The sequence below is a fragment of the Aliivibrio sp. A6 genome, assembly GCF_028765505.1.
In the GTDB taxonomy this organism is placed as follows: domain Bacteria; phylum Pseudomonadota; class Gammaproteobacteria; order Enterobacterales; family Vibrionaceae; genus Aliivibrio; species Aliivibrio finisterrensis_A.
This window is the reverse complement of record NZ_JARACR010000021.1, coordinates 46,669-71,423: the sequence shown is the minus strand read 5'-3', so window position 1 is coordinate 71,423 and position 24,755 is coordinate 46,669. Positions and strand designations below refer to the sequence as shown.

Annotated in this window: 28 protein-coding genes; 13 read left to right on the top strand and 15 right to left on the bottom strand. The window is 42.0% G+C overall.

The features are described 5' to 3' along the window. Positions 1–109: 109 nt before the first annotated feature. From fusA to fkpA, 8 genes are all read right to left on the bottom strand, one after another. Positions 110–2,206, bottom strand: coding sequence for an elongation factor G (fusA, locus tag PVK70_RS13110; RefSeq protein WP_130049053.1), 2,097 nt, complete (start codon positions 2,204–2,206; stop codon positions 110–112). Between the two features lie 134 nt (positions 2,207–2,340). Beyond that, positions 2,341–2,811, bottom strand: a complete 471-nt coding sequence (rpsG, locus tag PVK70_RS13105) for a 30S ribosomal protein S7 (RefSeq protein WP_130046145.1) — start codon at positions 2,809–2,811, stop codon at positions 2,341–2,343. Positions 2,812–2,905: 94 nt separating this feature from the next. Then, positions 2,906–3,280, bottom strand: coding sequence for a 30S ribosomal protein S12 (gene rpsL, locus PVK70_RS13100; RefSeq protein ID WP_005417208.1), 375 nt, complete (start codon positions 3,278–3,280; stop codon positions 2,906–2,908). A 165-nt stretch (positions 3,281–3,445) separates the two neighbouring features. After that, positions 3,446–3,733, bottom strand: coding sequence for a sulfurtransferase complex subunit TusB (gene tusB / locus PVK70_RS13095; protein WP_130046146.1), 288 nt, complete (start codon positions 3,731–3,733; stop codon positions 3,446–3,448). Positions 3,734–3,736: 3 nt separating this feature from the next. Then, positions 3,737–4,093 (bottom strand): sulfurtransferase complex subunit TusC, encoded by a 357-nt coding sequence (gene tusC, locus PVK70_RS13090; protein WP_130046147.1) that lies wholly within the window; start codon positions 4,091–4,093, stop codon positions 3,737–3,739. 29 nt (positions 4,094–4,122) lie between these two features. Continuing rightward, complete coding sequence (tusD, locus tag PVK70_RS13085) at positions 4,123–4,515, bottom strand: sulfurtransferase complex subunit TusD (RefSeq protein ID WP_130049055.1); 393 nt, start codon at positions 4,513–4,515, stop codon at positions 4,123–4,125. Further along, positions 4,512–5,216: a helix-turn-helix transcriptional regulator gene (locus tag PVK70_RS13080; RefSeq protein WP_130046149.1), complete on the bottom strand. Its 705-nt coding sequence runs from the start codon at positions 5,214–5,216 to the stop codon at positions 4,512–4,514. The genes tusD and PVK70_RS13080 overlap by 4 nt, the downstream gene beginning before the upstream one ends. A 170-nt stretch (positions 5,217–5,386) precedes the next feature. Beyond that, positions 5,387–6,181 carry an FKBP-type peptidyl-prolyl cis-trans isomerase gene (fkpA, locus tag PVK70_RS13075; RefSeq protein WP_130049056.1) on the bottom strand — a complete coding sequence of 265 codons (795 nt, stop codon included), beginning with the start codon at positions 6,179–6,181 and terminating at the stop codon, positions 5,387–5,389. A 128-nt stretch (positions 6,182–6,309) separates the two neighbouring features. On the opposite strand from fkpA, the gene PVK70_RS13070 reads away from it, so the two are divergent. Together PVK70_RS13070 and PVK70_RS13065 are read left to right on the top strand one after the other, a co-directional pair. Further along, positions 6,310–7,323, top strand: a complete 1,014-nt coding sequence (locus PVK70_RS13070) for a WD40 repeat domain-containing protein (RefSeq protein WP_130049057.1) — start codon at positions 6,310–6,312, stop codon at positions 7,321–7,323. Continuing rightward, complete coding sequence (locus PVK70_RS13065; protein ID WP_130046152.1) at positions 7,323–7,547, top strand: SlyX family protein; 225 nt, start codon at positions 7,323–7,325, stop codon at positions 7,545–7,547. Before PVK70_RS13070 ends, PVK70_RS13065 begins: the two co-directional genes overlap by 1 nt. 402 nt (positions 7,548–7,949) lie before the next feature. On the opposite strand, the gene slyD is transcribed toward PVK70_RS13065, so the two are convergent. From slyD to kefG, 4 genes are read right to left on the bottom strand one after another with little or no spacing between them, the layout of a single operon-like run. After that, positions 7,950–8,537: a peptidylprolyl isomerase gene (gene slyD, locus PVK70_RS13060; RefSeq protein WP_130049058.1), complete on the bottom strand. Its 588-nt coding sequence runs from the start codon at positions 8,535–8,537 to the stop codon at positions 7,950–7,952. A gap of 58 nt (positions 8,538–8,595) precedes the next feature. Then, the gene (locus PVK70_RS13055; protein ID WP_207215691.1) at positions 8,596–8,796 is read right to left on the bottom strand and encodes a YheV family putative zinc ribbon protein; all 201 of its coding nucleotides are present in this window, start codon (positions 8,794–8,796) and stop codon (positions 8,596–8,598) included. A gap of 41 nt (positions 8,797–8,837) precedes the next feature. After that, on the bottom strand, positions 8,838–10,628 hold the full coding sequence (gene kefB / locus PVK70_RS13050) for a glutathione-regulated potassium-efflux system protein KefB (protein ID WP_130049059.1): 1,791 nt from the start codon (positions 10,626–10,628) through the stop codon (positions 8,838–8,840). After that, positions 10,628–11,170 (bottom strand): glutathione-regulated potassium-efflux system ancillary protein KefG, encoded by a 543-nt coding sequence (gene kefG, locus PVK70_RS13045; RefSeq protein ID WP_130049060.1) that lies wholly within the window; start codon positions 11,168–11,170, stop codon positions 10,628–10,630. The genes kefB and kefG overlap by 1 nt, the downstream gene beginning before the upstream one ends. Before the next feature lie 149 nt (positions 11,171–11,319). Here kefG and PVK70_RS13040 point away from each other — a divergent pair, with 149 nt between their 5' ends. The 7 genes from PVK70_RS13040 to rraA all read left to right on the top strand — a co-directional run bounded on the left by PVK70_RS13040 (position 11,320) and on the right by rraA (position 17,624). Beyond that, the gene (locus PVK70_RS13040; protein ID WP_130049061.1) at positions 11,320–13,251 is read left to right on the top strand and encodes an ABC transporter ATP-binding protein; all 1,932 of its coding nucleotides are present in this window, start codon (positions 11,320–11,322) and stop codon (positions 13,249–13,251) included. Beyond that, positions 13,235–13,738 carry a TIGR02444 family protein gene (locus tag PVK70_RS13035; protein WP_130049062.1) on the top strand — a complete coding sequence of 168 codons (504 nt, stop codon included), beginning with the start codon at positions 13,235–13,237 and terminating at the stop codon, positions 13,736–13,738. The genes PVK70_RS13040 and PVK70_RS13035 overlap by 17 nt, the downstream gene beginning before the upstream one ends. Positions 13,739–13,740: 2 nt before the next feature. Beyond that, positions 13,741–14,709 (top strand): hydrolase, encoded by a 969-nt coding sequence (locus PVK70_RS13030; protein WP_130049063.1) that lies wholly within the window; start codon positions 13,741–13,743, stop codon positions 14,707–14,709. Positions 14,710–14,756: 47 nt separating this feature from the next. Next, positions 14,757–14,999, top strand: coding sequence for a YheU family protein (locus PVK70_RS13025; protein ID WP_130046160.1), 243 nt, complete (start codon positions 14,757–14,759; stop codon positions 14,997–14,999). Between the two features lie 111 nt (positions 15,000–15,110). Continuing rightward, positions 15,111–15,980, top strand: coding sequence for a phosphoribulokinase (locus tag PVK70_RS13020; RefSeq protein WP_130046161.1), 870 nt, complete (start codon positions 15,111–15,113; stop codon positions 15,978–15,980). 94 nt (positions 15,981–16,074) lie between these two features. Beyond that, positions 16,075–16,983: a 1,4-dihydroxy-2-naphthoate polyprenyltransferase gene (locus PVK70_RS13015; protein WP_130049065.1), complete on the top strand. Its 909-nt coding sequence runs from the start codon at positions 16,075–16,077 to the stop codon at positions 16,981–16,983. A 140-nt stretch (positions 16,984–17,123) separates the two neighbouring features. After that, on the top strand, positions 17,124–17,624 hold the full coding sequence (gene rraA / locus PVK70_RS13010; RefSeq protein WP_130049066.1) for a ribonuclease E activity regulator RraA: 501 nt from the start codon (positions 17,124–17,126) through the stop codon (positions 17,622–17,624). A gap of 515 nt (positions 17,625–18,139) precedes the next feature. Here rraA and zapB read toward each other — a convergent pair. Continuing rightward, positions 18,140–18,382 carry a cell division protein ZapB gene (gene zapB / locus PVK70_RS13005; RefSeq protein ID WP_130046164.1) on the bottom strand — a complete coding sequence of 81 codons (243 nt, stop codon included), beginning with the start codon at positions 18,380–18,382 and terminating at the stop codon, positions 18,140–18,142. A 366-nt stretch (positions 18,383–18,748) separates the two neighbouring features. Between zapB and glpX the strand changes: the two genes are divergently transcribed. Both glpX and PVK70_RS12995 read left to right on the top strand, forming a co-directional pair. Beyond that, positions 18,749–19,756 (top strand): class II fructose-bisphosphatase, encoded by a 1,008-nt coding sequence (gene glpX, locus PVK70_RS13000; RefSeq protein ID WP_130049067.1) that lies wholly within the window; start codon positions 18,749–18,751, stop codon positions 19,754–19,756. Positions 19,757–20,462: 706 nt separating this feature from the next. Continuing rightward, positions 20,463–20,816 carry a DUF3135 domain-containing protein gene (locus tag PVK70_RS12995; protein ID WP_130049068.1) on the top strand — a complete coding sequence of 118 codons (354 nt, stop codon included), beginning with the start codon at positions 20,463–20,465 and terminating at the stop codon, positions 20,814–20,816. Between the two features lie 20 nt (positions 20,817–20,836). Here PVK70_RS12995 and PVK70_RS12990 read toward each other — a convergent pair whose 3' ends face one another. Next, entirely contained in the window at positions 20,837–21,181 is a 345-nt protein-coding gene (locus PVK70_RS12990) for a 5-carboxymethyl-2-hydroxymuconate Delta-isomerase (protein WP_130049069.1), read from the bottom strand. Positions 21,182–21,454: 273 nt separating this feature from the next. Here PVK70_RS12990 and tpiA point away from each other — a divergent pair, with 273 nt between their 5' ends. Together tpiA and PVK70_RS12980 are read left to right on the top strand one after the other, a co-directional pair. Then, positions 21,455–22,225 (top strand): triose-phosphate isomerase, encoded by a 771-nt coding sequence (tpiA, locus tag PVK70_RS12985; RefSeq protein WP_130046168.1) that lies wholly within the window; start codon positions 21,455–21,457, stop codon positions 22,223–22,225. Between the two features lie 270 nt (positions 22,226–22,495). Continuing rightward, positions 22,496–22,864 carry an endonuclease domain-containing protein gene (locus PVK70_RS12980; RefSeq protein ID WP_130049070.1) on the top strand — a complete coding sequence of 123 codons (369 nt, stop codon included), beginning with the start codon at positions 22,496–22,498 and terminating at the stop codon, positions 22,862–22,864. Between the two features lie 224 nt (positions 22,865–23,088). On the opposite strand, the gene groL is transcribed toward PVK70_RS12980, so the two are convergent. Next, positions 23,089–24,735: a chaperonin GroEL gene (groL, locus tag PVK70_RS12975; protein ID WP_130049071.1), complete on the bottom strand. Its 1,647-nt coding sequence runs from the start codon at positions 24,733–24,735 to the stop codon at positions 23,089–23,091. Positions 24,736–24,755: the final 20 nt, after the last annotated feature.

Sequence of the window (24,755 nt, the reverse complement as noted above, 5' to 3'; positions counted from 1 at the left end):
CGATCGTGTTCCTTCCTAGTTATGATTCGCCCTACCGAACAGTGATAAGGCGCGCCAGAATTTGCTATTTTATGCGTCAATTGCTCTTGACGCAAGGGTATTGAGTATTTTATCCGCGTTCAGCGATGATTCTATCGGCAACATTCTTAGAAACTTCACCATATTCGGCGAATTCCATAGAGTAAGACGCTCGACCTTGAGTCGCAGAACGCAAAGATGTTGCATAACCGAACATTTCAGAAAGTGGAACTTGAGCGCGGATTATTTTTAATCCAGCAACGCCGTCGTCCATACCTTCAATCATGCCGCGGCGACGGTTTAAGTCACCAACAACATCACCCATCCAGTCTTCTGGAGTGGTTACTTCAACTTTCATCATTGGTTCAAGAATAACAGGTTGTGCTTCAAGCGCACCTTTCTTGAATGCCATTGAACCCGCGATCTTGAACGCCATTTCATTGGAGTCAACATCGTGGTATGAGCCATCAAACAGCGTCGCTTTAACGTCGAGTACAGGATAACCTGCTAACACGCCGTTATTCATTTGCTCTTCGATACCTTTCGCTACTGAGCTGATGTATTCACGAGGAACGGCACCACCTACAATTTCGTCTACAAAAACGAAACCAGCATCTGGTTCTGATGGTTCGATTTTCAGCCATACGTGACCGTATTGACCGCGACCACCAGATTGACGTACGAATTTACCTTCCACTTCCGCGCTACCACGGATAGTTTCACGGTATGCCACTTGAGGCTTACCAACGTTACATTCAACACTGAATTCACGCTTCATACGGTCAACGATAATATCTAAGTGTAGCTCACCCATGCCAGAAATCAGTGTTTGACCTGATTCGACATCAGTTTCTACTTTAAAAGATGGATCTTCTGCCGCTAGTTTACCTAGTGCGATGCCCATTTTTTCTTGATCTGCAAGTGTTCTTGGTTCTACTGCAATTTGAATTACCGGTTCTGGGAATTCCATACGCTCAAGAATCACTTTTGCATTTTGATCACACAGAGTGTCACCTGTTGTTACGTCTTTTAAGCCAATCGCTGCTGCAATATCGCCCGCACGTATTTCTTTCACTTCTTCACGCTTATTAGCATGAAGCTGAACGATACGCCCAAAACGTTCACGCTTTTGTTTTACTGAGTTATAAACACCGTCACCAGTACTAACAACACCAGAATAAACACGCATAAAGGTTAGTGAGCCAACAAATGGGTCTGTCGCAATTTTAAATGCTAACGCTGAGAATGGTTCATTGTCGTCAGCGTGACGCTCAACTTCATTATCATCCTCATCCACACCTTTGATTGCAGGAACATCAATCGGTGCAGGTAAGTATTCAATCACAGCATCTAGTACCGCTTGAACACCTTTGTTTTTAAATGCAGAACCACACGTTGCCAATACGATCTCGTTATTTAATGTACGAGTACGTAGTGCCTCTTTGATCTCTTGTTCTGACAGCTCTTCACCTTCAAGGTATTTGTCCATCAGCTCTTCAGAGGCTTCAGCCGCTGCTTCAACTAGATTTTGACGCCATTCATCTGCAAGCTCAAGCATATCGGCTGGGATCTCTTCATAAGAGAAGGTCATGCCTTGATCTGCTTCATTCCAGTTAATGGTCTTCATCTTGATAAGGTCAATAACACCTCTGAAATCATCTTCTGCACCAATATTTAATTGGATAGGAACAGGATTTGCACCAAGACGGTTTTTAATTTGGTCTACAACACGTAAGAAATCCGCACCTGCACGGTCCATCTTATTAACAAACACGATACGAGGAACGCCGTATTTGTTCGCTTGACGCCATACAGTTTCAGATTGAGGTTCAACACCTGATGAGCCACAGAACACAACAACAGCGCCATCAAGCACACGCAAAGAACGCTCTACTTCGATAGTGAAGTCAACGTGTCCAGGAGTATCGATGATGTTAATACGGTGATCTTGGAATTGTGCATCCATACCACGCCAGAAAGTCGTAGTTGCTGCAGAGGTAATTGTGATACCACGCTCTTGCTCTTGCTCCATCCAATCCATGGTAGCAGCACCATCGTGAACTTCGCCGATTTTATGAGAAAGGCCAGTATAGAACAGAATACGCTCAGTAGTTGTAGTTTTACCTGCATCTACGTGAGCACAGATACCGATATTACGGTAGCGCTCAATAGGTGTATTTCGAGCCACGGTTGTATCCTCTTATCTTAGGGATTATTGCTATTTCCCAACGCATATGCATTGAAATAGCGATAATGGCTAAGTGTATTACTAAATGGGAAATAAAGAAGTAAGGTGCAGCAAGGACTGCTGCACCTTCGGTATTACCAGCGGTAATGAGCGAATGCTTTGTTAGCATCAGCCATACGGTGAACGTCTTCACGTTTCTTAACCGCAGTACCTTTGTTCTCAGACGCGTCTAACATTTCGTTAGCAAGACGTTGAGCCATAGATTTTTCACCACGCTTACGCGCAGCATCAACCATCCAACGCATAGCAAGTGCGTTACGGCGAACCGGACGTACTTCTACAGGAACTTGGTAAGTTGAACCACCCACACGGCGAGATTTAACTTCCACCGATGGACGAACATTTTCAAGAGCTTCTTCGAATACAGCTAAGTGATCTTTACCAGATTTCTCAGCCATTAATTCTAGTGCACCGTAAACGATTTTTTCAGCAGTTGATTTCTTACCGTCAACCATTACGATGTTTACAAATTTTGCCAACAGCTCAGATTTGAACTTAGGATCTGGAAGGATCTTACGTTGGCCTATTACGCGACGACGTGGCATGGAATTTCTCCGTTGTTGTCTTCAGGTTATCCAAAACTTTTCAGTTTCTTCAAATTACAAATATTTAGTGTTTGGCCTTACTTAACGGATTCCATTAAGACTTAGGACGTTTCACACCGTACTTAGAACGACCTTTCTTACGGTCGTTTACGCCTGCACAGTCAAGTGCACCACGAACAGTGTGGTAACGCACACCTGGTAAATCTTTAACACGACCACCACGGATAAGAACAACTGAGTGCTCTTGAAGGTTGTGACCTTCACCGCCGATGTATGAAGTAACTTCAAAGCCGTTAGTTAGACGAACACGACATACTTTACGTAAAGCTGAGTTCGGTTTTTTTGGAGTAGTAGTATATACGCGAGTACATACACCACGTTTTTGTGGACACGCTTCTAGCGCAGGCACGTTGCTTTTAACAACTTGCTTTGCACGTGGCTTGCGTACCAACTGGTTAATAGTTGCCATTAAAATAGCTCCTGATTAGAGGTTCGAAAACTTTTGAAAAATCTATATCCCTATGGAAATAGGGACGCGAAATTCTAAGGCTGAACGTGATATGTGTCAAGAAATATACAGCACTATTAATAAACAATTTAAAAATAATTTTGCTTTCTTGCTCATAGCCCCGAATTACCAAGTCACCACAGGGGAATATTCTTGGGTAAGAGAGACAAAAGAAGAATAGTTAACCAGTTGAATATTATCACTAATTAAGCTTTTCAAACCTCTTGCCTCCATATCTTCTTGTAAAAAATAGCATTGCTTAAGAGACAGGATCATTAAATGATCTTTATGATCCAACATGCCTGCATAAACGCAGTCTTGTGTTAATAAAAATACATCCTGCTCTACATTTACCGGCAATTCTTTACGATAAAGTGCTTGTAAATTATCTGTATTAGTTAAGATATGCAGCATAATTTAAAACACCATTACTTGAGCGCATTGCGCTAACTTCTCATTAATCTGTTGATTTGGAATAACATCAACATCAATGTTTAGATTATTTGCCTGTAATCCACGATTTGATAACGCAGTTTGACACACAAAGATTTCTTCTAGATCGTACAGCGCTAACATTTTAAATCCAGAGATATAATCACGAGATAATATTTGTTCTGGTTGCTGATTTTCAAGCAGTTGCAATACACCATCGCCAATAAAGAAAATATGAATGTCTTCACTGTATGCTGACGCAGCAAGAATGGCATCTAACCCCTCTCTGCCTTTTGTCGTGGAGTGCGGTGAACTTTGGAATACAAATCCAATTCGATTCATTACTAACCTACTCTGTTGAACATGAAGAATTAAAATTGAATAACGCGATCAAACGTTAATAATGCTGTTGCTAATCCACCTAATCCAGCCTGTTTAAACCCAGAAGCCAAATTATGCTGCTCAACTTTATTTTGTTCCGCTTCTTCGTAACCAATGACACCACGACGCAATGCTGCTGCAACACACGTTTCTAACTCGACATTATGTGCTTTAGCCAGAGCTTGCCACGCCTTAGTAATATCGAATTCATCATTAGCCGGTAAAATCAAAGAGGAAGCATTAAGCACACCATCTTGGTAAAAAAAGACTTTTTCTAAAATCTCACCTTGCTCGATCAAGGCTTGTGCAAACTGAAAGGCCTGTCTAGAAGCTTGAGTTCCATAAGCTGAACCATTAACAACTAATCCATAACGCAAACTCACTTTTCGCCATCCTCTGTTTTTCTTTGGCGAATATAAAGATAGACCGTATGTTTAGATATATTTAGTTGATCAGCAACGCGGTTAATCGCATCTTTAATATCAAAAATACCTTTGTCATATAAATCCATAACAATCTGTTTATTCTTCGCGTTATTACCGACTTCTTTATCGGCATTAATTTCATCAATGGTACGTTTTACGGTTTGATCGACTAACTCATCAACATCACTGGCAAAGTTTACGCTTGAAGCGGCTTCATTCGCTTCTTCACTCGGCATGAATGAATGCAGTACTTGAGAGAAAGGTGCATCAAGGTTGATATTGATACAAAGCAAGCCAATAATTCGATCATCGCCATTACGGATAGCAACCGTAATCGACTTCATCAATACACCACCCTTAGCACGAGTGAAGTAAGAGCGAGAAAAATTACGCTTAGAACGCTCAATATCTTTAAGCATTTGTAGCGCTAAATCAGTGATAGGTGAACCCACTTTACGACCTGTATTTTCTCCGTTAGCAATTCGAATCGCAGATTTATTGATGTCTTCAAGTGAATGCAAAACGATTTCGCAATAACTACCAATTAAACTCGCAATGCCATCAACAACGGCTTCGTAAGAGCGCAGAATATGATGATCAAATTCAGTAAATGACACCACCTCAGATAGACTCTCTTCTGCGATATTTTCAATATTCATAATCTACCAACGTAAAATTGTCGACTTAACATTACTTGCTAAGACTTACGACTTAAAATAATTACATCAAGTTTATCAGAATATTTGCATGAAAATAAAAAACCCCAGCAAGTGCCGGGGCTAATTCAGTGATCTAAAACAAAGTTTAGATTATTTAATTCTAGAGATAATTATTTTGCTGGTTTTGCAGCATCTTTAATCTCAAGCAACTCAACATCAAATACCAATGTAGAGTTTGCAGGGATAGCTTGATTACCTTGTGCGCCGTAACCTAATTCAGCAGGAATCACAAACTTGTACTTAGAACCAACATTCATAAGCTGAACACCTTCAGTCCAACCAGGAATTACTGCATTCAGTGGGAATGTCGCTGGTTGGTTACGATCGTAAGAGCTATCAAACTTAGTGCCGTCGATTAGTGTACCTGAGTAATGAACAACTACCGTATCAGTATCTTTAGGTTTAGGACCTTCAGCTGGTGTAATTACTTGATATAGAAGACCTGAATCCGTCTTCATTACACCATCTTCTTTTGCAAATTTCTCTTGGTATTCTGTACCCGCTTTGATATTTGCTTCAGACTCAGCCGCCATTTTTTGCTGTGCAATCTCAGCAACACGCTGATCTAGATTTTGAAGAGCTACCTGAATTTCTTCGTCTGTTAGGCGTTCTTTGCCATTAAACACATCAGTAACACCAGCAAGTACATCTGCTTTCTTAAGGTCTAAGCCAAGTTCTGTTTGCTTTTCTAAGTTCGAGTTTAGGTATTTAGCCAGTGATGCACCGATTGCATAACCTGCTTTTTCATCATCAGATGCGAACGTTGATGCAGTTACACCTTCTGCTGACGCTTCAATTTTTGCAGGTAAGGTAGTTGCTTCTGCTTTTGGTGCTTCTTCTTTTTGACAACCAACAACAAAGGCAACAGTTGCAGCAAGTAACGATACTTTAAAGATAGATTTCATTTCAAAACTCCGATTATTTGAGGTCTTGCCTCAATTTTTTATTCAATTCTTTAGATAAAGGTGAGAAATATACTTCAGCACAATATACTAGTAGTTATAGACACATTACAAACGAGTAGTTCAATTTGATGCGCGCTATATCTCAATACATAGCAATTTTTGTCATTACGCTGACATTATCAGGCTGTTTCTTTAGCAATTCAGACCAACAGCGCTGGGAAGTTGCCACCCAAGGTACGACAAGTTTCGCGTTAAGCCGCGACGCTCGTTTCGGGCTGTTCTTCGTAAAAAAAGGCTCTAATGCCATTAACACTGACAGTGAAACGAAAAGCGGATTACACTTTTGGGACTTAGTTGATAATAAAGAGCTTACCTATTTTGGCGCTCAAGATCAGCATGATTCTACGGTTTCTCATATTACCATTTCCGATAATTCTCGCTTTGCGGTTACCGCAACACAAACCAATTTTGCTGTTTGGGATTTAGGTATGGGCATTTCTGAAGGGTTATGGTCTATCTCAGACGGCATTATTCGAGATATTGATATTGCAAGTAATGGCCAACAAGTATTGCTTGGCTTATCCAATGGCAAGGCTATCTATATCGATTTAGCTACTGGCCGCCGTTTGGAGTTCCTAGCTCATAGAGAAAAGGTCAATTCTGTTGCTCTCTCAGCTAATGGGAAATTTGCTTTATCAGGTGGTAATGACCATTTTGCTTATTTTTGGGATACGCAAACAGGTCAGATATTACATGCCTTTGAGCATGAGAAACGCGTAAATCGCCTCGCACTACAGCGAGATGGAAAATACGCCTTAACTGCAGATGGTGGAAATGAAGCCTTTATCTGGAATTTAAAAACGGGTGAGAAAATATCTAAGCTACGTACCTTTGCACGCCAACAAGTCTTCTCTAGTGCTCGTTTTAGTGACGATGGCCATTATTTAATGACAGGCTCTCCCTCTGGTAGTGTCATGTTATGGGACACTTTATCAGGTAAGAAGCAAGAACAATGGCGCTCTGAACCATTAAAAGATGCACGTCCACCAACAGCGGTAGTGTATGATGTCGCCATTGATAAAAAACAACGAGTCGTTTCTGCTACTTCAGCCGGAATAGCTCAAGCTTGGTTGATAGAATAATGACGACAGATATTAAAGAATTAGAAGATAAGATCAGTGATTTAGAATACAAAATGGCATTCCAAGAACAAACCATTGATGAGTTAAACGATGCCTTATCACAACAACAATTGCTGATCACGAATATGCAAGTTCAAATGAAGTTCATGGTCGGTAAGATGAAGACGATGGATTCATCGAATATGGCGGATGCGTCAGAAGAGACACCACCACCGCATTACTAAGAGTAGATTTCAGGAAGAGCAGGACGCAACAAGTTGCTAAAGGGCGTTACGCTTAAGACGGCTTCGCCTTGAGAAGAGCATAAACAAAGTGATCGCTGTAATTACAGCGAGTAATACACTGTTCCCTCCCCTTAATAAGGGGAGGGTTAGGGAGGGGTTATTTCGATGAAGGTAAAATGGAGCTCATAATTAACTTGATTTATACGCTGTGAGTTCTTGACCCCCTCCCAGCCTCCCCCTTAGTAAGGGGGAGGAGCTAAAGTCAAAAGCGATCCCGCTGAAACCTGAACTCTCTTAAAACAAAAAAGACCACAGGCTCAACACCTGTGGTCTTCTCAATTCTTAAGGACGAAGTCCGCCCTTTAGCGTAGCGTCTTCAAGCGAAGCGCCCTGCTCTTAAGATTACTTAGCGCAGTTGCCTTTACCACAACATACGTGCTCTTCTTCGTGCTCATGATCGTGAGAATGGCCTTCGCCACCACAACAACCACCTTCGTGATCATGATCGTGACCACCACAGCCGCCTTCTTGGTGGATGTGACCGTGAGCCGCTTCTTCTTCAGTTGCTGCACGTAGTGCTACTACTTCAACATCAAAATCTAGCGTTTGGCCAGCAAGCATGTGGTTACCATCAACAACAACTTCGTCGCCATCAACTTCAGTTACTTCTACAGGGATAGGGCCTTGGTCTGTATCAGCAAGGAAACGCATGCCAACTTCGATTTGATCAACACCTTGGAAAACGTTAGCAGGAACACGTTGAACCATCTCATCCATGTGCTCGCCGTATGCATCTTCAGGAGTTACAGTGATGCTGAATTTGTCGCCTTCAACTTTACCTTCAAGCGCTTTTTCAAGACCAACGATTAGGTTGTTGTGACCATGTAGGTAATCTAGTGGTGCTTCAACCGTTGATTGATCAACAACAACACCTTCTTCCGTTTTAACTTGGTAAGCAAGGCTAACTACAACGTTCTTTTCAATTTTCATTTTAACTCCGGATGCACTTGGCATTAATGGATGGTATTCATTTTCCGCTAAGATACCGTTATTCAGGTTTAAAAACACCAATAACTTCATCTTGCGCGTGTTTGGTTTGTTCTATCGACTTTGGGGCTTTGCGATCCACATGGCCGCACTCCACGCATTCAACATGTTCAATATTACTTTCTTGCCACCAACGTAGCGTATCAGTCGTACTGCATGATGGGCAAACCGCACCTGCAATAAATCGTTTTTTCACGGTTATTATCCTTGTGCTAATAGGACCAATCTTAGTCAACGTTGGTATTAATCCCAATCGTTCTGATTTGATCGTTCGCTTTCCATCTCTAAACCAAAAATCTCTTCCAACTCTATTCGAGCCGCTTTCGCTTTAGAAGCCAGCACCTTGTCGTCTGAGTGCAATGGTAACAATTCTTTTAGCATAGCAACATCTAACTTTTTAAAATGAGATTCTGCGCGCTTTGCTTGATAAGGGTGCATACCCAAAGATGTGAGGGTTTGTCGGCCTAAATCAAGGGCTCCATAAAAAGTTTCTCGTGAAAAGTGATCCACCCCTTGATTTAACAACTCATACGCTTCAACTCGACTTCGCGCTCGCGCTAAGATTTTCAAATGAGGGAAATGCTGTTTACACAACGCCACAATTTCCATTACTTTTTGCGGATCCGTCTTACAAACCACAATCGCTTCGGCTTTTTCGGCACCCGCTGCTCGTAATAACTCTACTTGCGTCGCATCGCCGTAATACACCTTATAGCCAAACTTTCTTAATAGTCGTATTTGGCTTGGGTCACTCTCTAAAATGGTCAATTTAATTTTATTCGCAAACAGTAAACGTCCAACAATCTGACCAAATCGACCAAAGCCCGCAATAATCACTTTTGGCTGAGTCGCATGAGTAAAATCCGACTGCGGCATTTCGTCTTCGCTATTCAATGTTCTCGTAAACCATTTATCTTGAGCGATGAGTAATAATGGCGTCGTCATCATCGACAAGCTCACTACAACTAATAGAAATGCCGTCAATTCTCTACTTAATAGCCCTTCCATTTGCGCAGCCGTAAATAGCACAAACGCAAACTCACCACCTTGACTTAAAATCATCGCCATCTGACTACGAGCTTTCGCTTGCGTACCAAATAATCGAGCTAGGCCATAAAGTAGAAACCCTTTTGATGACACCAATATCATCACAGCAGCCAGTATTTCAAATGGGTATTGCAGTAATAAGCCTAAGTTAACCGACATCCCAACCGCAATAAAGAACAACCCAAGTAATAAACCTTTAAAGGGTTCAATCGCCACTTCTAACTCATGACGAAACTCACTTTCCGCCAATAGTACCCCAGCAAGAAAAGCCCCAAGCGCCATTGATAAACCAAGTTGCTTCATTGCAGCAGAAACGCCAATGACCAATAATAAGGCTGCTACGGTAAATAACTCTCTCGCACCACTTTTCACAACATAGCTAAACAGTGGTCTTAATAAGAAATGGCCTAACGTAAAAATACCAATAACGCCAGCCAGTATCCACAAGCCATCCATCCAGTTACCGCTCGCTCCTCCTGCTAACACAGGCAACACAGCAAGCATTGGGATCACCGCAATATCTTGGAATAACAATACGGCAAAGCCCGATTGACCACTTTCTGATGCCGATAATTTTCTCTCTTCAATCACTCGCAAAGCTATCGCGGTAGAGGACAAGGCTAAGCCCATACCTATCACCACACTCACCTGCCAAGCCAGACCGTAAAACATCATCGCGGCGGTAATAACACAAGAGGTCACCACCACTTGGCTACCACCCAAACCAATAATGGGTTTTCGCATCTTCCATAATTTATTTGGGTTTAACTCTAAACCAATCAAAAAGAGCAGCAACACCACCCCAAATTCTGAAAAGTGCAAAATCGCATCCACATCAGAAATTAACTGTAATCCCCATGGGCCAATGGCAATACCGGCTAACAGGTACCCCAACACGGCACCCAAACCAAATCGCTGCGCTAAAGGTACTGTAACCACGGCAGCAGCTAAGAAAATCGAACTCGTATGTAACCACTCTCCTGCCATTAAATGCCTCCTTTGGGGTTCAATAACCACGCTCGATAGTCATCAATAAACTGCTGACGCTTTTCAATTGTGATTTTTCGAGCCCAATATTGAACAGACGGCGTCAACCACTCCATCTGACATAAAGCAGCAGTGATCTTAAAAGGAATTAAAATCTCATCCATCGTATGTTGATTATAACCCGTCTCAGAGAACGCCTCTTCAATGCCTCCTGCGGTAATCACACTGCGCCACTGTTTTCCTTTTAAAGCACTGCCATTACCATAAGCAAACCCTTTCCCTAATACGCAATCCATCCACTCCTTAAGTAAAGCAGGACATGAGTAAAGATACAGTGGGTGTTGAAATACGATAATGTCATGTTGGGCAAGAAGCTCATGCTCATAGATAACATCAATAAAGAATTCAGGGTAATGCGCATAGAGATCATGCACGGTGACATGGGATAAATCATGATAAGCGGATAGGATCGCCTTATTGGCAACCGAGTGTTCTGGATCAGGATGAGCGAGGATCACTAATATTCTAGGTAACTGAGTCATAAATTCCTTTTTAGACGTCTCTTCTTATTATTTTAAATGGGGCTTTTACTCCATCATACAGACTATTTCTATATCGACAATCTTCACGCTTACGCCTACTATGCTCCTCGTATTCACTATTTTTCCAACAAAGAGAAGCACACCACAGCATGATTACGTTTTCAGACATTCAATTACTTCGTGGCGGAAAGCCCTTATTAGAACAAGCCTCTGCCACCATTCACCCAGGTGACAAAGTCGGTTTAGTTGGAAAAAATGGCTGTGGTAAATCCACTCTTTTTGCTCTCATCAAGGGCGAGTTAAGTGTCGATGCCGGTTCAAACCGTGTTCCTCATAACTGGGAAATGGCGTGGGTAGCTCAAGAAACACCAGCTTTAGAGCGCAAAGCGATTGATTACGTTATCGATGGTGATCGTGAGTTTCGTGGTTTAGAAACACAACTGGCAAAAGCCGAAGAAGCAGACAACGGCACCCTAGTGGCTGAGCTGCACGGAAAAATAGAAACCGTTGGCGGCTATACCATTAATTCTCGTGCGGCAGAGTTGTTAAACGGTTTAGGCTTTTCACAGCAACAGATGGAATGGAATCTAACTCAATTCTCTGGTGGTTGGCGTATGCGTTTAAACTTAGCGCAAGCCCTAATTTGTCGATCAGATCTATTGCTACTCGATGAACCGACCAACCACTTAGATTTAGATGCCGTAATGTGGCTAGAGCGTTGGCTACAAAACTACCCTGGCACCTTAATGTTGATTTCTCATGACCGTGATTTTCTTGATCCTGTTATCAACCGTATTATTCATGTTGAGAACCAACAATTAAATGAATACACAGGTAACTACTCGTCATTTGAAGTGCAACGTGCTGAGAAACTGGTACTACAACAAGCTAAATACCAAAAGCAACAAAAGAACATGTCGCATATGCAGTCATACATTGACCGCTTCCGTTATAAAGCGTCAAAAGCGCGCCAAGCACAAAGCCGTATTAAAGCATTAGAGAAAATGGAAAAAGTGCTACCAGCACAGTTAGACAACCCATTCAGCTTTAACTTTAGAGAACCAGATGCACTACCAAACCCAATTCTAATGATGGATGAAGTGAGTGCTGGTTATGAAAACAACACCATTCTAGAACAAATTCGTTTAAACCTTGTTCCGGGTAGCCGTATTGGTCTACTGGGTCGAAATGGTGCCGGTAAATCAACACTAATTAAATTACTCTCTGGAGAGTTAGCTCCACAAAGTGGCGTATTTAGCTATTCTCAAGGTGTAAAAATTGGCTACTTTGCACAGCATCAATTAGAAACTCTACACGTAGAAGAGACACCACTACAGCACCTAATGCAGATTGCCCCAAATCATACAGAGCAACAACTGCGTGATTACTTAGGCAGCTTTGGTTTTCAAGGTGAAAAAGCGCTCGATAAAATTGGGCCTTTCTCTGGTGGCGAAAAAGCACGTTTAGTATTAGCACTTGTTGTATGGCAAAAACCAAACATGTTGCTACTCGATGAACCGACCAACCACCTTGATTTGGATATGCGCCAAGCGCTAACCATGGCATTGCAAACCTTTGAAGGTGCAATGGTTATCGTCAGCCACGACAGATACCTACTTCGTGCAACCACAGATGATCTGTACTTAGTTCATGATCGCCAAGTCGTCCCTTTTGATGGTGACTTAACCGATTACTACAAGTGGCTAACAGAGCAAAACAAAAACGAGCGTAAAGAACAACTTCAACAAGATAAACAGGACAGCCCAAGCACTTCAACCAGCTTAAGCGCCGCTGATAAAAAAGAGCAGAAACGTAAAGAAGCGGAGTTCAGAAAACAAATTGCACCATTGCGTAAAGAAGTCACTAAGCTTGAAAAGAAAATGGATACACTGAACGAAGCATTAAGCCAAGCCGAAGCCGAGTTAGGTGATGTGTCTTTATATGAAGCTGAAAACAAAAAACGCTTAACCGAAGTACTAGCCATTCAAGCCTCTGCGAAATCAGAGCTTGAAGAAGTCGAGATGGAATGGATGGATCTTCAAGAGCAAATTGAAGAAAAAGAGAATGCCGCTCAGCTGTAATACGTCTATCAGTACATCACAAAAGGCTTTACTGACCAGTGAAGCCTTTTGGTCTTTCTCGCTCTCTCACTACAAGAAACAGGGCGTACAACAAGCCGCATTAGAACTGCAAGATAAGCATCATGGTAACGTTAATCTTGCTTTGCTGCTTACTTGGCTCGATTCATTTAATATCTACTTTTCACCCTCTCACTTTTCGTGTCTTGAAGTGTCACTTAGCCAAAGTGACGAACTGCTTCAAACCTATCGGCAGTTAAGAAAAAAAATCAAAAAAGCTCAAGATCCAACCCTCTATCAAGACGCATTACGGTTTGAACTTCAAATAGAAAAACAACAACAAAACGATCTCATCACCGCGTTATTACGTATTCCATTACAAGTAAAAACAACAGAGAAGTCACCGAGCTTATTAAGCGATTACTGCTCAAGATTAAACGCAAGCTCCCTGCTTCTTTCGCTAGAATTCACATCACGACTAGGTAACTAAAGATGCTTGACACTTTCACACCAGCACAGGGCTTATCCAACGCTCATATTCAAACGCTTCTGCCACGATTGATACGCAGAAATCCACTGTTTAATGCCTATTGGCAGCGTCTTGAATTACCTGATGGGGATTTTGTTGATCTTGCATGGAGTGAAAACCCAAATAAAGCAGGGAATAAACCACTCTTCATCTTGTTTCATGGATTAGAAGGCAGTTTCGAAAGCCCGTATGCAAATGGGTTACTCGCGGCCGCTAAACAACAAGGCTGGCTTGGTGTCATGATGCACTTTCGAGGATGCAGTGATGTACCAAACCGTTTAGCCAGAGCCTATCATTCTGGTGAAACCGAAGACGCACGCTTCTTTATCCAAATGCTTGATAACCGTTTCCCTGAACGAACCAAAGTCGCAACTGGGATCTCTCTTGGTGGCAATATGTTGGTTAATTATCTCGCCAAATATCGTACTAACACCTTACTCAATGCCGCAACGGTTATCTCAGCCCCTCTTGATTTAAGTGCGTGCTCGGAGCGTATTCAGCAAGGGTTCTCACGAATTTATCAGAGCTACTTATTACGCTCATTGAAAACCAATAGCATAAAAAAAATCAATGGCAGCCGAAAGGCGATTGTTGGCTTAAATAAAGAGATGATCGCTGCCATTCCTGATTTACTGCAATTTGATAATTTACTCACAGCCCCAATGCACGGTTATGAAAATGCGCAAGACTATTATCAACAATGCAGCGGTTTACAGTTTTTAGAAAACATCGACATTCCAACTCGGATCATTCACTCTAAAGACGATCCATTCATGACAGAAGCCGTGATCCCTACTCATCCCTTGCCTAACTGTGTACACTATCAACTGACAGAGCATGGTGGCCACGTTGGTTTTATTAATGGTTCATTAACCAAACCAAACTTCTGGTTAGAGACGACGGTAAATCAGTGGTTCCAACACGTTCTATAATTTCAACGCCACTCATGGCTATTCATTAAATGGATGAGATAAGCAGTATGATCATTCCTTGGCAAGACATTGCACCAGACACACTAGAAAATTTGATCTCCGAATTTGTTCTTCGTGAAGGAACGGATTACGGTGAAATTGAGATAAGCCATCAAGAAAAAGTAGACCAAATAAAAGTATTGCTAAAAAATGGTGAAGCGATGGTGGTTTTTTCAGAATTACATGAAACGGTCGATATTCAAACCAAAGCCCGTTTTAATCCTAATCTCACCAATCATGAATTTGAATAATCATTTTCAATCAATCACAAATTTCAAACGATAACGTATCATTTAATGCAACCCTGTTATAACATCTTGGCCATTAGGCTTTGATGCCAAGAATCACAGACAGGGTTTGTCATGTCCGCAAAACATCCAATTATCGCCGTTACCGGTTCATCCGGAGCAGGCACTACAACAACTTCTGAAGCCTTTCGTAAAATGTTCAACATGATGAATATCAAAGCATCATGGCTTGAAGGGGATAGCTTTCATCGATTTACGCGTCCTGAAATGGATGTTGAGATCCGTAAAGCCAAAGAACAAGGTAAGCACATCAGCTACTTTGGACCTCAAGCGAATGACTTTCCGGCTCTAGAACAATTCTTCCGCCAATATGGTTTAGATGGCACAGGACAATATCGCCGCTATCTTCACACCTTTGATGAAGCCGTTCCTTTTAATCAAATGCCGGGCACTTTTACTCCATGGCAAGATCTTCCAGATAATACCGATGTTCTATTTTATGAAGGGCTGCATGGTGGTGTCATGGATGGTGATATTGATGTATCGCAGCACGTCGATTTACTGATAGGTATGGTGCCGATTGTAAACTTGGAATGGATTCAAAAATTCGTTCGAGATACGCGTGATCGTGGGCATTCACGAGAAGCAGTAATGGATTCAATTGTTCGCTCAATGGACGATTACCTCAACTACATCACGCCACAGTTTTCTCGTACGCATATTAACTTTCAGCGTGTTCCTACGGTTGATACTTCAAATCCACTCAATGCCAAAGGCATTCCAAGTTTAGATGAGAGCTTTGTGGTGATCCGTTTTCGAGGCATCCGCAATGTAGACTTTCCTTATCTACTTGCCATGATTGATGGCTCTTTCATGTCTCGTCATAACACGCTTGTAGTTCCTGGTGGAAAGATGAGTTTTGCGATGGAATTAATTATTCGTCCTCTATTACAGCAACTCATTGATACAGGGAAAATCGGCTAACTTATTTCACTGATATTCCCTTTTTCTCTTCAAATTTGGGGTTCTTCCAAAAATAGTGAATAATAGAGGCTCTATTCACTATTTTTGCGATGCTATGAAAACTTCTCCTTTTGCTATTTGGCTCAGTGCTGCTCGTCCAAAAACCTTACCGCTTGCGCTTGCTTCTATTATGACAGGCTCTGCATTAGCGTATTGGAACAACCACGCCTCAGCTACCATCACTCTCATGGCATTTGTTACTGCAACCTTATTACAAATCTTATCTAACCTTGCTAATGATTATGGTGATGCCGTAAAAGGCACCGATAATGATGATCGTCTTGGTCCACAACGCGCCATGCAATCAGGTCTTGTTACTCAGGAGACGATGAAAAAAGCGATTGGTATTAATATTGTACTCACCATTATTAGTGGCCTAGTTTTAGTCTTTTCTTCGCTACATCAAACCATGGATATCATTGGCTTTATTGCTCTTGGGTTGCTTGCGATAGGCGCTGCTATTGCCTACACCATGGGTGATAAACCTTATGGCTATCGTGGTTTGGGTGATATTTCAGTATTCATTTTCTTTGGTTTATTGGGTGTCGCAGGTACTTATTATCTGCACACTGGTCATCTCTCTTCAGCACTTTTCTTACCTGCTATCGCTTGTGGTTTATTAGCGGTCGCTGTATTAAACATCAATAACCTGCGTGACATTGAGAACGACGAAGCGTGTGGAAAAATGACATTAGTGGTTCGTATGGGCGGTGACTGGGGACGTAAATATCACGCGGTATTAATGGCGTTAGCTTTTCTCTGCCTAGCCATTTTTAGTGCCACCCAAATTCACTCACTGGTAGGTTGGTTATTTTTATTAGCAGGCCCATTCGCGCTTTATCATGTAATTTCTGTACTGCGCGCGCCTAATGGCGAAGCCATCCGACCAATGATGGGAACCGTGGTGCAATGTGCGTTATTCACTAATATCTTCTTCTCTGTTGGCCTATATTTATCAATATAACGTGAACTTCAATATATTGAATGAGGTCTAGTGTCATAAAGTTCGCATAACTTGTTACCCATCATAGTAATGACTTATTAAGCACGTATATTAAGTCATTACTAAAAGCTATTAACACCAACCAAAAGGTAGACATCATCATGGAATATAATACTTCAGCCCTTTGCGACATTTATTTAGACCTTGTAGATGTTGTTGAACCTATGTTTAGTCACTTTGGTGCAAAAACCTCTTTCTCTGGCCAAATTACGACCATCAAATGTTTTGAAGATAATGGCTTAATTAGCCGCGTTCTCGATGAAAAAGGCGAAGGCCGAGTACTATTAGTCGATGGTGGCGGTTCATTACGTCGTGCATTGATCGATGCCGACTTAGCAGCAAAAGCCGCTCACAATGGTTGGGAAGGCTTGGTTATCTACGGTTGTATTCGTGAAGTGGATTATCTAGAAGAAATTAATATTGGTATTCAAGCTCTAGCCTCTATTCCTGTTGGTGCTGCAAAACAGAACATTGGTGAAGTGGATGTCGCGGTTAACTTTGGTAGCGTGACTTTCTTACCTGAAGATCATCTGTATGCGGATTCGACTGGGATTATTATTTCTCAAGAGCCGTTAGAAGAGATGGGTGAGGAAGAAGTGTAGAGCAGACGGCTTCGCCTTTAGAGGTTAGAAGAGAGAGTTCAGATCGGTCGCAAGCTCCCTTGCTGGATTCAGGGGTGATCGTTGTGATTACAGCGATAAATACACAGTCTCCTCCCCTTAATAAGGGGAGGGTTAGGGAGGGGTTGTTCCGATAAAGGTTGAATTGAGTTAATAGTTAACTTTATTTATACGCTGTAAGTTCTTGACCCCCTCCCAGCCTCCCCCTTACTAAGGGGGAGGAGCTAAAAGCCAAAGCAACACTGTATTTCCTCCTGAAACCTGAGACCTGACCCCTCGCTTTTTGCTCTTATAGTCTCCAGTCAGCGCAGCGTATAGCTTCTAGCATAAAAAAACCGCAGATGCTTTCACACCTACGGTTTCAAATTCTTTCGCGAACCAATTCTCAATTTTTGATAAGTAAATCTTTCATCTTTAAGGCGGAGGCGCGGAGCTTATGATAATAAGTGAGCACCGACAACACAGAAGATGGAAGAATTACGACTCAAAAAATAGAATTACTCTACTTCGTCCATCTTACCTAACAGACCACGGATACGAGCTTCAAATTGCGCTTGCTCATCACGTGCACGCTGAGCTTCTTGCTCAACTTCAGAACGACCGTTATTTGCTTGCTCAAGATCTTGAGTTAGCGTTGCGTTCGTTTCTTTTAATTCTTCAACTTCCATTTGTAGCAGTGCGATTGTATCTACTGCCATTTGAACTTTAGCTTCTAGTTGTTCTAATATTTCTAAAGACATTCCTGCCACCTTAACTGTATTCGTCATTGAATATGCAGCGAATTAACTACTCACTACAAACATGTTTTCTATTCTACTCAGCAAATGCAATTCTGCCATAGTGTTATTACTGAAAATGCATCATTTGAACAAAAAAACGGCACATTTTACCAACATCTGACGTTCTTTCTTAAGATTAAAACGAACTTCATACTAAAACTAGATTTTTCAATTCATTATTTGAGTTAAAGCACGGCTTCTCTTCTATAAATCAAACGGATGAATTCTAAAAAAATCGAATCTTTACTCAAAAAGCAAACGTTTCCCTTTTTGTTATGCTAAAATCCTCGCGATTTTTACTTATTCATCGATTTATTCGGAGCAATTATGAAACGCGATTTAGCAATGGCTTTTTCTCGAGTTACTGAAGGTGCCGCATTAGCGGGTTACAAATGGCTTGGCCGCGGTGATAAGAACGCGGCTGATGGTGCTGCCGTTGAAGTAATGCGTACACTCCTGAACAAGACTGACATCAGTGGTGAAATTGTTATTGGTGAAGGTGAGATCGATGATGCGCCTATGCTATACATCGGTGAAAACGTAGGTACAGGTGGTGATGCTGTAGATATCGCTGTTGACCCAATTGAAGGCACTCGTATGACTGCGATGGGCCAATCAAACGCACTTGCTGTATTAGCTGCGGGTGAAAAAGGTAGCTTCTTAAAAGCCCCTGATATGTACATGGAAAAACTGGTTGTTGGCCCTGGTGCAAAAGGCGCTATCGATTTAGCACTACCTCTAGAAGAGAACCTAGTAAACATTGCAAAAGCATTAGGTAAGCCATTAGATACTTTGGTTGTAACAACACTAGCTAAGCCTCGTCATGACGAAGTAATCGCAAACATGCAGAAAATGGGTGTTCGTGTTTTTGCTGTGCCAGATGGTGATGTTGCCGCCTCTATTTTAACTTGTATGCCAGATAGCGAAGTTGACGTAATGTACTGCATCGGCGGCGCACCTGAAGGTGTGGTTTCTGCTGCGGTAATTCGTGCTTTAGATGGTGACATGCAAGCGCGTCTTCTTCCTCGTCATGAAGTAAAAGGCGATACTGAAGAAAACCGCATTCACGGTGAAGAAGAACTAAAACGCTGTGAAGAAATGGGCGTTAAAGCGAACGTTATCTTAAAGATGAGCGATATGGCTCGTAGTGATGATGTTGTTTTCGCAGCAACGGGCATCACTAAAGGCGACCTATTAGAAGGCATCACTCGCCAAGGTAATATCGCGACAACTGAAACGCTGCTTATTCGTGGTCGTTGTCGTACGATCCGTCGTATTAAGTCGATTCACTACTTAGAGCGTAAAGACAAAGAAGTTAGAGATATTATTCTTTAAGGGCTAAGAGCTAGACGCAACAAGTTGCTTGAGGGCGCTTCGCTTAAGGCGAACTTCGTTCTTGAGAATAAGAAGACCACAGAGTTTAATTAGCCTGTGGTCTTTTTTGTTTTAGGGAGTTCAGGTTTCAGAGATACTCATTGTGGTTACAGCGACAAAGAACGGTTCTCCCCCTTAATCACTATTGCTATGAGATCGATACAGTCAATACAAGGGGGAGCTAGAGGGGGTTGCTTATACATAACTAGAGACTATACGCAGCGCTAATTAGAAACTATAAGTGTAAAAGCGAGTACTAAATTCAGAATATGATTGCTGTGGTTAGAGTAGCAAAGAACAGTTCTCCCCCTTAATCGTTAGGGTTATGAGATAGACATAGTCAATATAAGGGGGAGTTAGAGGGGGTTGGTTACACCATATTTATGTTATTTAGATAAACCAAGATTCATCACTTACAACCCCTCCTAGCCTCCCCTTATATCAACATCACTAAACTCAACAATATATCAATCAAGGGGAGGAACTGTATTTCGTTCGCTGTAACCAAAAGCAACCACCTCTGAACCCTTTAAGCGAAGCGATCTGAATTCTGCTCTTTACTCTCAAAAGTGAGACAAAGTTTCAATATCCCCTATTCCACTTTCTCAAAATAATAAAACCCCAACTAAGCTGAATCTATTGATACAGAAAGACAAGGAGTTAGCCAATGCCGCATTCATATCATCATATAGAAATCCCCTCATTTGATGAGCTCAAAGCCTTAGCGGAAAGATCCCCAGAGCAACTAGAAGCATTACGCCATCAACTGAGTATGGAGTTTATTGACAGTTTACCAGAAGAACATCAAGGACCACTGCTGGCACAACAAAGTCACATCGAACGAATCATCGAACGAGGCAATAACCCAAATCACATCAACATCTTATTAGGGAGAGAGCTCGGTAAGCAGTTTGTTCGTTTTGCTGATTCATTAAATAAACCCATTGATGAGCATCAAGCGGCAGATGTCATTCAATTTCCAAATGCCAATAATCGCTCATCAAATAATACGAAGCATTAAAAGAGGGTTTGTTTTGTTTTCTATCCTACTTTTTGAAAGCTCTCTTGCTCCATATCTCTCACATTGATGGTTAAACTATCAATGTGATTGGCTTGCTCTACTAATACATCCATTAATCCGCGACTTAATTCTCGCTTCTGCTCTGGCGTTCTTCCCGATAATAACTCTACCGTTATATGAATAAAATCAGCACTGTTACCCTTATCACCCACCAACCAAGAATGAACGCGGATCGCACGAGACTTCACATCATTAACTGAAAACAACTCTGACTCTATCGCCACCTGATGCAGATCTTCTAACAACCCCTGCGTATTTAAACGATCCTCAGCTGAGTTTGAATATTCCATGATTAAGTGCGGCATTATTACTTCCTTTTCATACTGCGTTAAATGAATGATTATTTTTCCATCATTCAGTGAAAGCGCGTAAGTTACAATCTCCTCAATATAAAAGTGCCTAATGAATCACACTTAAGAACGAGCGAAAATCTCATCTATTCAGTTAATAATCTTTCGCACTTCGAAATAAAAGCGCTAAAATTATGCATAAAAATGATTTTAGACACTAAATCTGTCGTAAAATCTGTTATATTTTTACGCAAGTTTTTTACATTAATTTGAATTGGAGAGAATCCTATGCGTCATCCTGTAGTTATGGGTAACTGGAAACTAAACGGCAGCAAAGAAATGGTTGTTGAACTACTAAACGGTCTTAATGCTGAACTTGAAGGCGTTACAGGCGTAGACGTTGCAGTTGCTCCACCAGCACTTTTCGTTGACCTTGCTGAGCGTACACTTACTGAAGCTGGCAGCGCAATCATCCTAGGTGCTCAAAACACTGATCTAAACAACAGCGGTGCATTCACTGGCGACATGTCTCCAGCTATGCTTAAAGAGTTCGGTGCAACTCACATCATCATCGGTCACTCTGAGCGTCGTGAATACCACGCTGAATCTGACGAGTTTGTTGCTAAGAAATTCGCATTCCTAAAAGAGAACGGTCTAACTCCTGTTCTTTGTATCGGTGAATCTGAAGCACAAAACGAAGCTGGCGAAACGGTTGCAGTATGTGCACGTCAACTTGACGCTGTAATCAACACTCAAGGCGTTGAAGCTCTTGAAGGCGCTATCATCGCTTACGAACCAATCTGGGCTATCGGTACTGGTAAAGCGGCTACAGCTGAAGATGCACAACGCATCCACGCTCAAATCCGTGCTCACATTGCTGAGAAATCTGAAGAAGTTGCTAAGAACGTTGTTATCCAATACGGCGGTTCTGTTAAGCCTGAAAACGCTGAAGCTTACTTCGCACAACCAGACATCGATGGTGCTCTAGTTGGCGGCGCAGCGCTTGACGCGAAAAGCTTTGCAGCTATCGCTAAAGCAGCAGCTAAAGCAAAAGCTTAATTAAAGAACGAAGACGCAAGCAAGTTGCTTAAGAGCGCTTCGCTTTAGACGGACTTCGTCCTTGAGAATAAAAAGACCACAGGGTTTAATTAGCCTGTGGTCTTTTTTTGTTTTGTACTACACGCTGCGCTAACTAGAACGCTTCGCTCTAGAGGCTATAAGAGCAGAAATACGAATTTTGAACTCTATCGAAACTCTTTACTCTTCATTATCTTTTACCATTTAGAACTTCTATGGTTTATAGCATTTACTAAGTAAACCTGAATTCTAATGACACTTATTTATAATAAATCAAAACACAAAACACTCAGGCAAAAGCTGAGATCTGATGTACCAACTGCAGAACGTATATTGTGGAATAAACTTCGACGAAATCAACTCAATGTAAAATTTCGACGCCAATATGGTATTAGTCGGTATGTTTGTGATTTTTATAATGCTGAATATAAATTAGTCATTGAACTCGATGGTGATAGTCACTTTACCCCCGAAGCTGAAAACTACGATGCTATTCGAAATGAATATATGCACAATCTTGGTATGTCAGTATTGCGCTTCACAAACCAGGATGTCATGAGTAATATTGATAGTGTCCTCGAATATATTTTAATGCATATAGAACAATTAAAATCGGAATAACTTCTACCATCATCGCAATAACCCCTCCCTAACCCTCCCCTTAGTAAAGGGAGGGGACTGTATTGTGATCGCTGAAATTACAACAACTGCAATCGGCTCCTCCCCCTTAATAAGGGGGAGGCTGGGAGGGGGTGCTCTTAAAACACGCATAAAAAAACCGAGACATATCTGCCTCGGCTCTTCAAACACATAACGCGATAAAGCGAATTGGTTTATGGGGATGATTACATCATGCCGCCCATACCACCCATTCCGCCCATGCCACCCATATCTGACATTGCAGAACCTGAGTCTTGTGGCTTATCAGTAACCATCGCTTCTGTTGTGATCATAAGACCCGCAACAGATGCAGCGAACTGAAGTGCAGAACGCGTTACTTTAGTTGGGTCAAGAATACCCATCTCGATCATGTCGCCGTACTCGCCAGTTGCTGCGTTATAACCGTAGTTACCTTCACCAGCACGAACGTTGTTAGCAACAACTGAATCTTCTTCGCCCGCATTCTTAGTGATTTGACGGATAGGCGCTTCCATTGCACGAAGTGCTACACGGATACCTACGTTTTGCTCTTCGTTGTCGCCTTCAAGGCCAGCAACTTTAGATGCAGCGCGAATAAGTGCAACACCACCACCAGCAACAACACCCTCTTCAACCGCAGCGCGAGTGGCGTGAAGTGCATCTTCAACACGGTCTTTCTTCTCTTTCATCTCAACTTCAGTCGCCGCACCCACTTTGATTACTGCAACACCGCCAGCCAGTTTAGCTACACGCTCTTGAAGTTTTTCTTTATCGTAGTCAGATGTTGCGTCTTCGATTTGTTGACGAATTTGAGAAACACGGCCAGAGATGATTGTCTCTTCACCAGAACCATCAATGATAGTTGTTGTTTCTTTCGTGATAGTTACACGCTTAGCTTGACCAAGATCTTCAAGAACGACTTTTTCAAGCTCTAGACCAATCTCTTCAGAAATTACAGAACCCGCAGTTAGAACCGCGATGTCTTGTAGCATAGCTTTACGACGGTCACCAAAACCAGGTGCTTTAACCGCAGCAACTTTAACGATACCACGCATGTTGTTCACAACTAGAGTAGCAAGCGCTTCACCTTCTACATCTTCAGCGATGATAAGAAGAGGACGAGATGCTTTCGCTACGGCTTCTAGCGTTGGAAGCAATTCACGGATGTTTGATACTTTTTTATCAACCAATAAGATGAATGGGCTTTCTAGATCTACAGAACCCGCTTCTTGGTTGTTTACGAAATATGGAGATAGGTAACCACGGTCAAACTGCATACCTTCAACAACGTCTAATTCGTCTTGCAGCGCTTGGCCTTCTTCAACTGTGATAACACCATCACGGCCTACTTTATCCATTGCTTCTGCAATTAAGTTACCTACTGTTGAATCAGAGTTTGCAGAGATAGTACCTACTTGTGCAATCGCTTTAGTATCTGCACATGGAACAGAAAGCGCTTTTAGTTCTTCAACTGCAGCAATAACTGCTTTATCGATACCACGCTTAAGATCCATTGGGTTCATGCCAGCAGCAACCGCTTTTAAGCCTTCAGTAATGATAGCTTGAGCAAGAACCGTTGCAGTTGTTGTACCGTCGCCCGCCGCGTCATTCGCTTGCGATGCCACTTCTTTAACCATTTGTGCGCCCATGTTTTGGAACTTGTCTTCAAGCTCGATTTCACGTGCAACAGAAACACCATCTTTAGTGATAGTTGGTGCGCCAAATGATTTATCTAAAACAACGTTACGACCTTTAGGACCTAATGTTACTTTTACCGCGTCAGCCAGAACGTTTACACCTTCTAGCATTTTGATTCGTGCGTCGTTACCAAATTTAACGTCTTTAGCAGCCATCTTTAATTTCCTTTTTAAAT

Excerpts from the sequence above, each read along its gene's own strand:
- rpsG (WP_130046145.1), bottom strand. The coding sequence starts at position 2,811 with ATGCCACGTCGTCGCGTAATAGGCCAACGTAAGATCCTTCCAGATCCT.
- rpsL (WP_005417208.1), bottom strand. The coding sequence starts at position 3,280 with ATGGCAACTATTAACCAGTTGGTACGCAAGCCACGTGCAAAGCAAGTT.
- tusB (WP_130046146.1), bottom strand. The coding sequence starts at position 3,733 with ATGCTGCATATCTTAACTAATACAGATAATTTACAAGCACTTTATCGT.
- tusC (WP_130046147.1), bottom strand. The coding sequence starts at position 4,093 with ATGAATCGAATTGGATTTGTATTCCAAAGTTCACCGCACTCCACGACA.
- PVK70_RS13080 (WP_130046149.1), bottom strand. The coding sequence starts at position 5,216 with ATGAATATTGAAAATATCGCAGAAGAGAGTCTATCTGAGGTGGTGTCA.
- fkpA (WP_130049056.1), bottom strand. The coding sequence starts at position 6,181 with ATGAAATCTATCTTTAAAGTATCGTTACTTGCTGCAACTGTTGCCTTT.
- PVK70_RS13070 (WP_130049057.1), top strand. The coding sequence starts at position 6,310 with ATGCGCGCTATATCTCAATACATAGCAATTTTTGTCATTACGCTGACA.
- PVK70_RS13065 (WP_130046152.1), top strand. The coding sequence starts at position 7,323 with ATGACGACAGATATTAAAGAATTAGAAGATAAGATCAGTGATTTAGAA.
- slyD (WP_130049058.1), bottom strand. The coding sequence starts at position 8,537 with ATGAAAATTGAAAAGAACGTTGTAGTTAGCCTTGCTTACCAAGTTAAA.
- kefB (WP_130049059.1), bottom strand. The coding sequence starts at position 10,628 with ATGGCAGGAGAGTGGTTACATACGAGTTCGATTTTCTTAGCTGCTGCC.
- kefG (WP_130049060.1), bottom strand. The coding sequence starts at position 11,170 with ATGACTCAGTTACCTAGAATATTAGTGATCCTCGCTCATCCTGATCCA.
- PVK70_RS13040 (WP_130049061.1), top strand. The coding sequence starts at position 11,320 with ATGATTACGTTTTCAGACATTCAATTACTTCGTGGCGGAAAGCCCTTA.
- PVK70_RS13035 (WP_130049062.1), top strand. The coding sequence starts at position 13,235 with ATGCCGCTCAGCTGTAATACGTCTATCAGTACATCACAAAAGGCTTTA.
- PVK70_RS13030 (WP_130049063.1), top strand. The coding sequence starts at position 13,741 with ATGCTTGACACTTTCACACCAGCACAGGGCTTATCCAACGCTCATATT.
- PVK70_RS13025 (WP_130046160.1), top strand. The coding sequence starts at position 14,757 with ATGATCATTCCTTGGCAAGACATTGCACCAGACACACTAGAAAATTTG.
- PVK70_RS13020 (WP_130046161.1), top strand. The coding sequence starts at position 15,111 with ATGTCCGCAAAACATCCAATTATCGCCGTTACCGGTTCATCCGGAGCA.
- PVK70_RS13015 (WP_130049065.1), top strand. The coding sequence starts at position 16,075 with ATGAAAACTTCTCCTTTTGCTATTTGGCTCAGTGCTGCTCGTCCAAAA.
- rraA (WP_130049066.1), top strand. The coding sequence starts at position 17,124 with ATGGAATATAATACTTCAGCCCTTTGCGACATTTATTTAGACCTTGTA.
- zapB (WP_130046164.1), bottom strand. The coding sequence starts at position 18,382 with ATGTCTTTAGAAATATTAGAACAACTAGAAGCTAAAGTTCAAATGGCA.
- glpX (WP_130049067.1), top strand. The coding sequence starts at position 18,749 with ATGAAACGCGATTTAGCAATGGCTTTTTCTCGAGTTACTGAAGGTGCC.
- PVK70_RS12995 (WP_130049068.1), top strand. The coding sequence starts at position 20,463 with ATGCCGCATTCATATCATCATATAGAAATCCCCTCATTTGATGAGCTC.
- PVK70_RS12990 (WP_130049069.1), bottom strand. The coding sequence starts at position 21,181 with ATGCCGCACTTAATCATGGAATATTCAAACTCAGCTGAGGATCGTTTA.
- tpiA (WP_130046168.1), top strand. The coding sequence starts at position 21,455 with ATGCGTCATCCTGTAGTTATGGGTAACTGGAAACTAAACGGCAGCAAA.
- PVK70_RS12980 (WP_130049070.1), top strand. The coding sequence starts at position 22,496 with ATGACACTTATTTATAATAAATCAAAACACAAAACACTCAGGCAAAAG.
- groL (WP_130049071.1), bottom strand. The coding sequence starts at position 24,735 with ATGGCTGCTAAAGACGTTAAATTTGGTAACGACGCACGAATCAAAATG.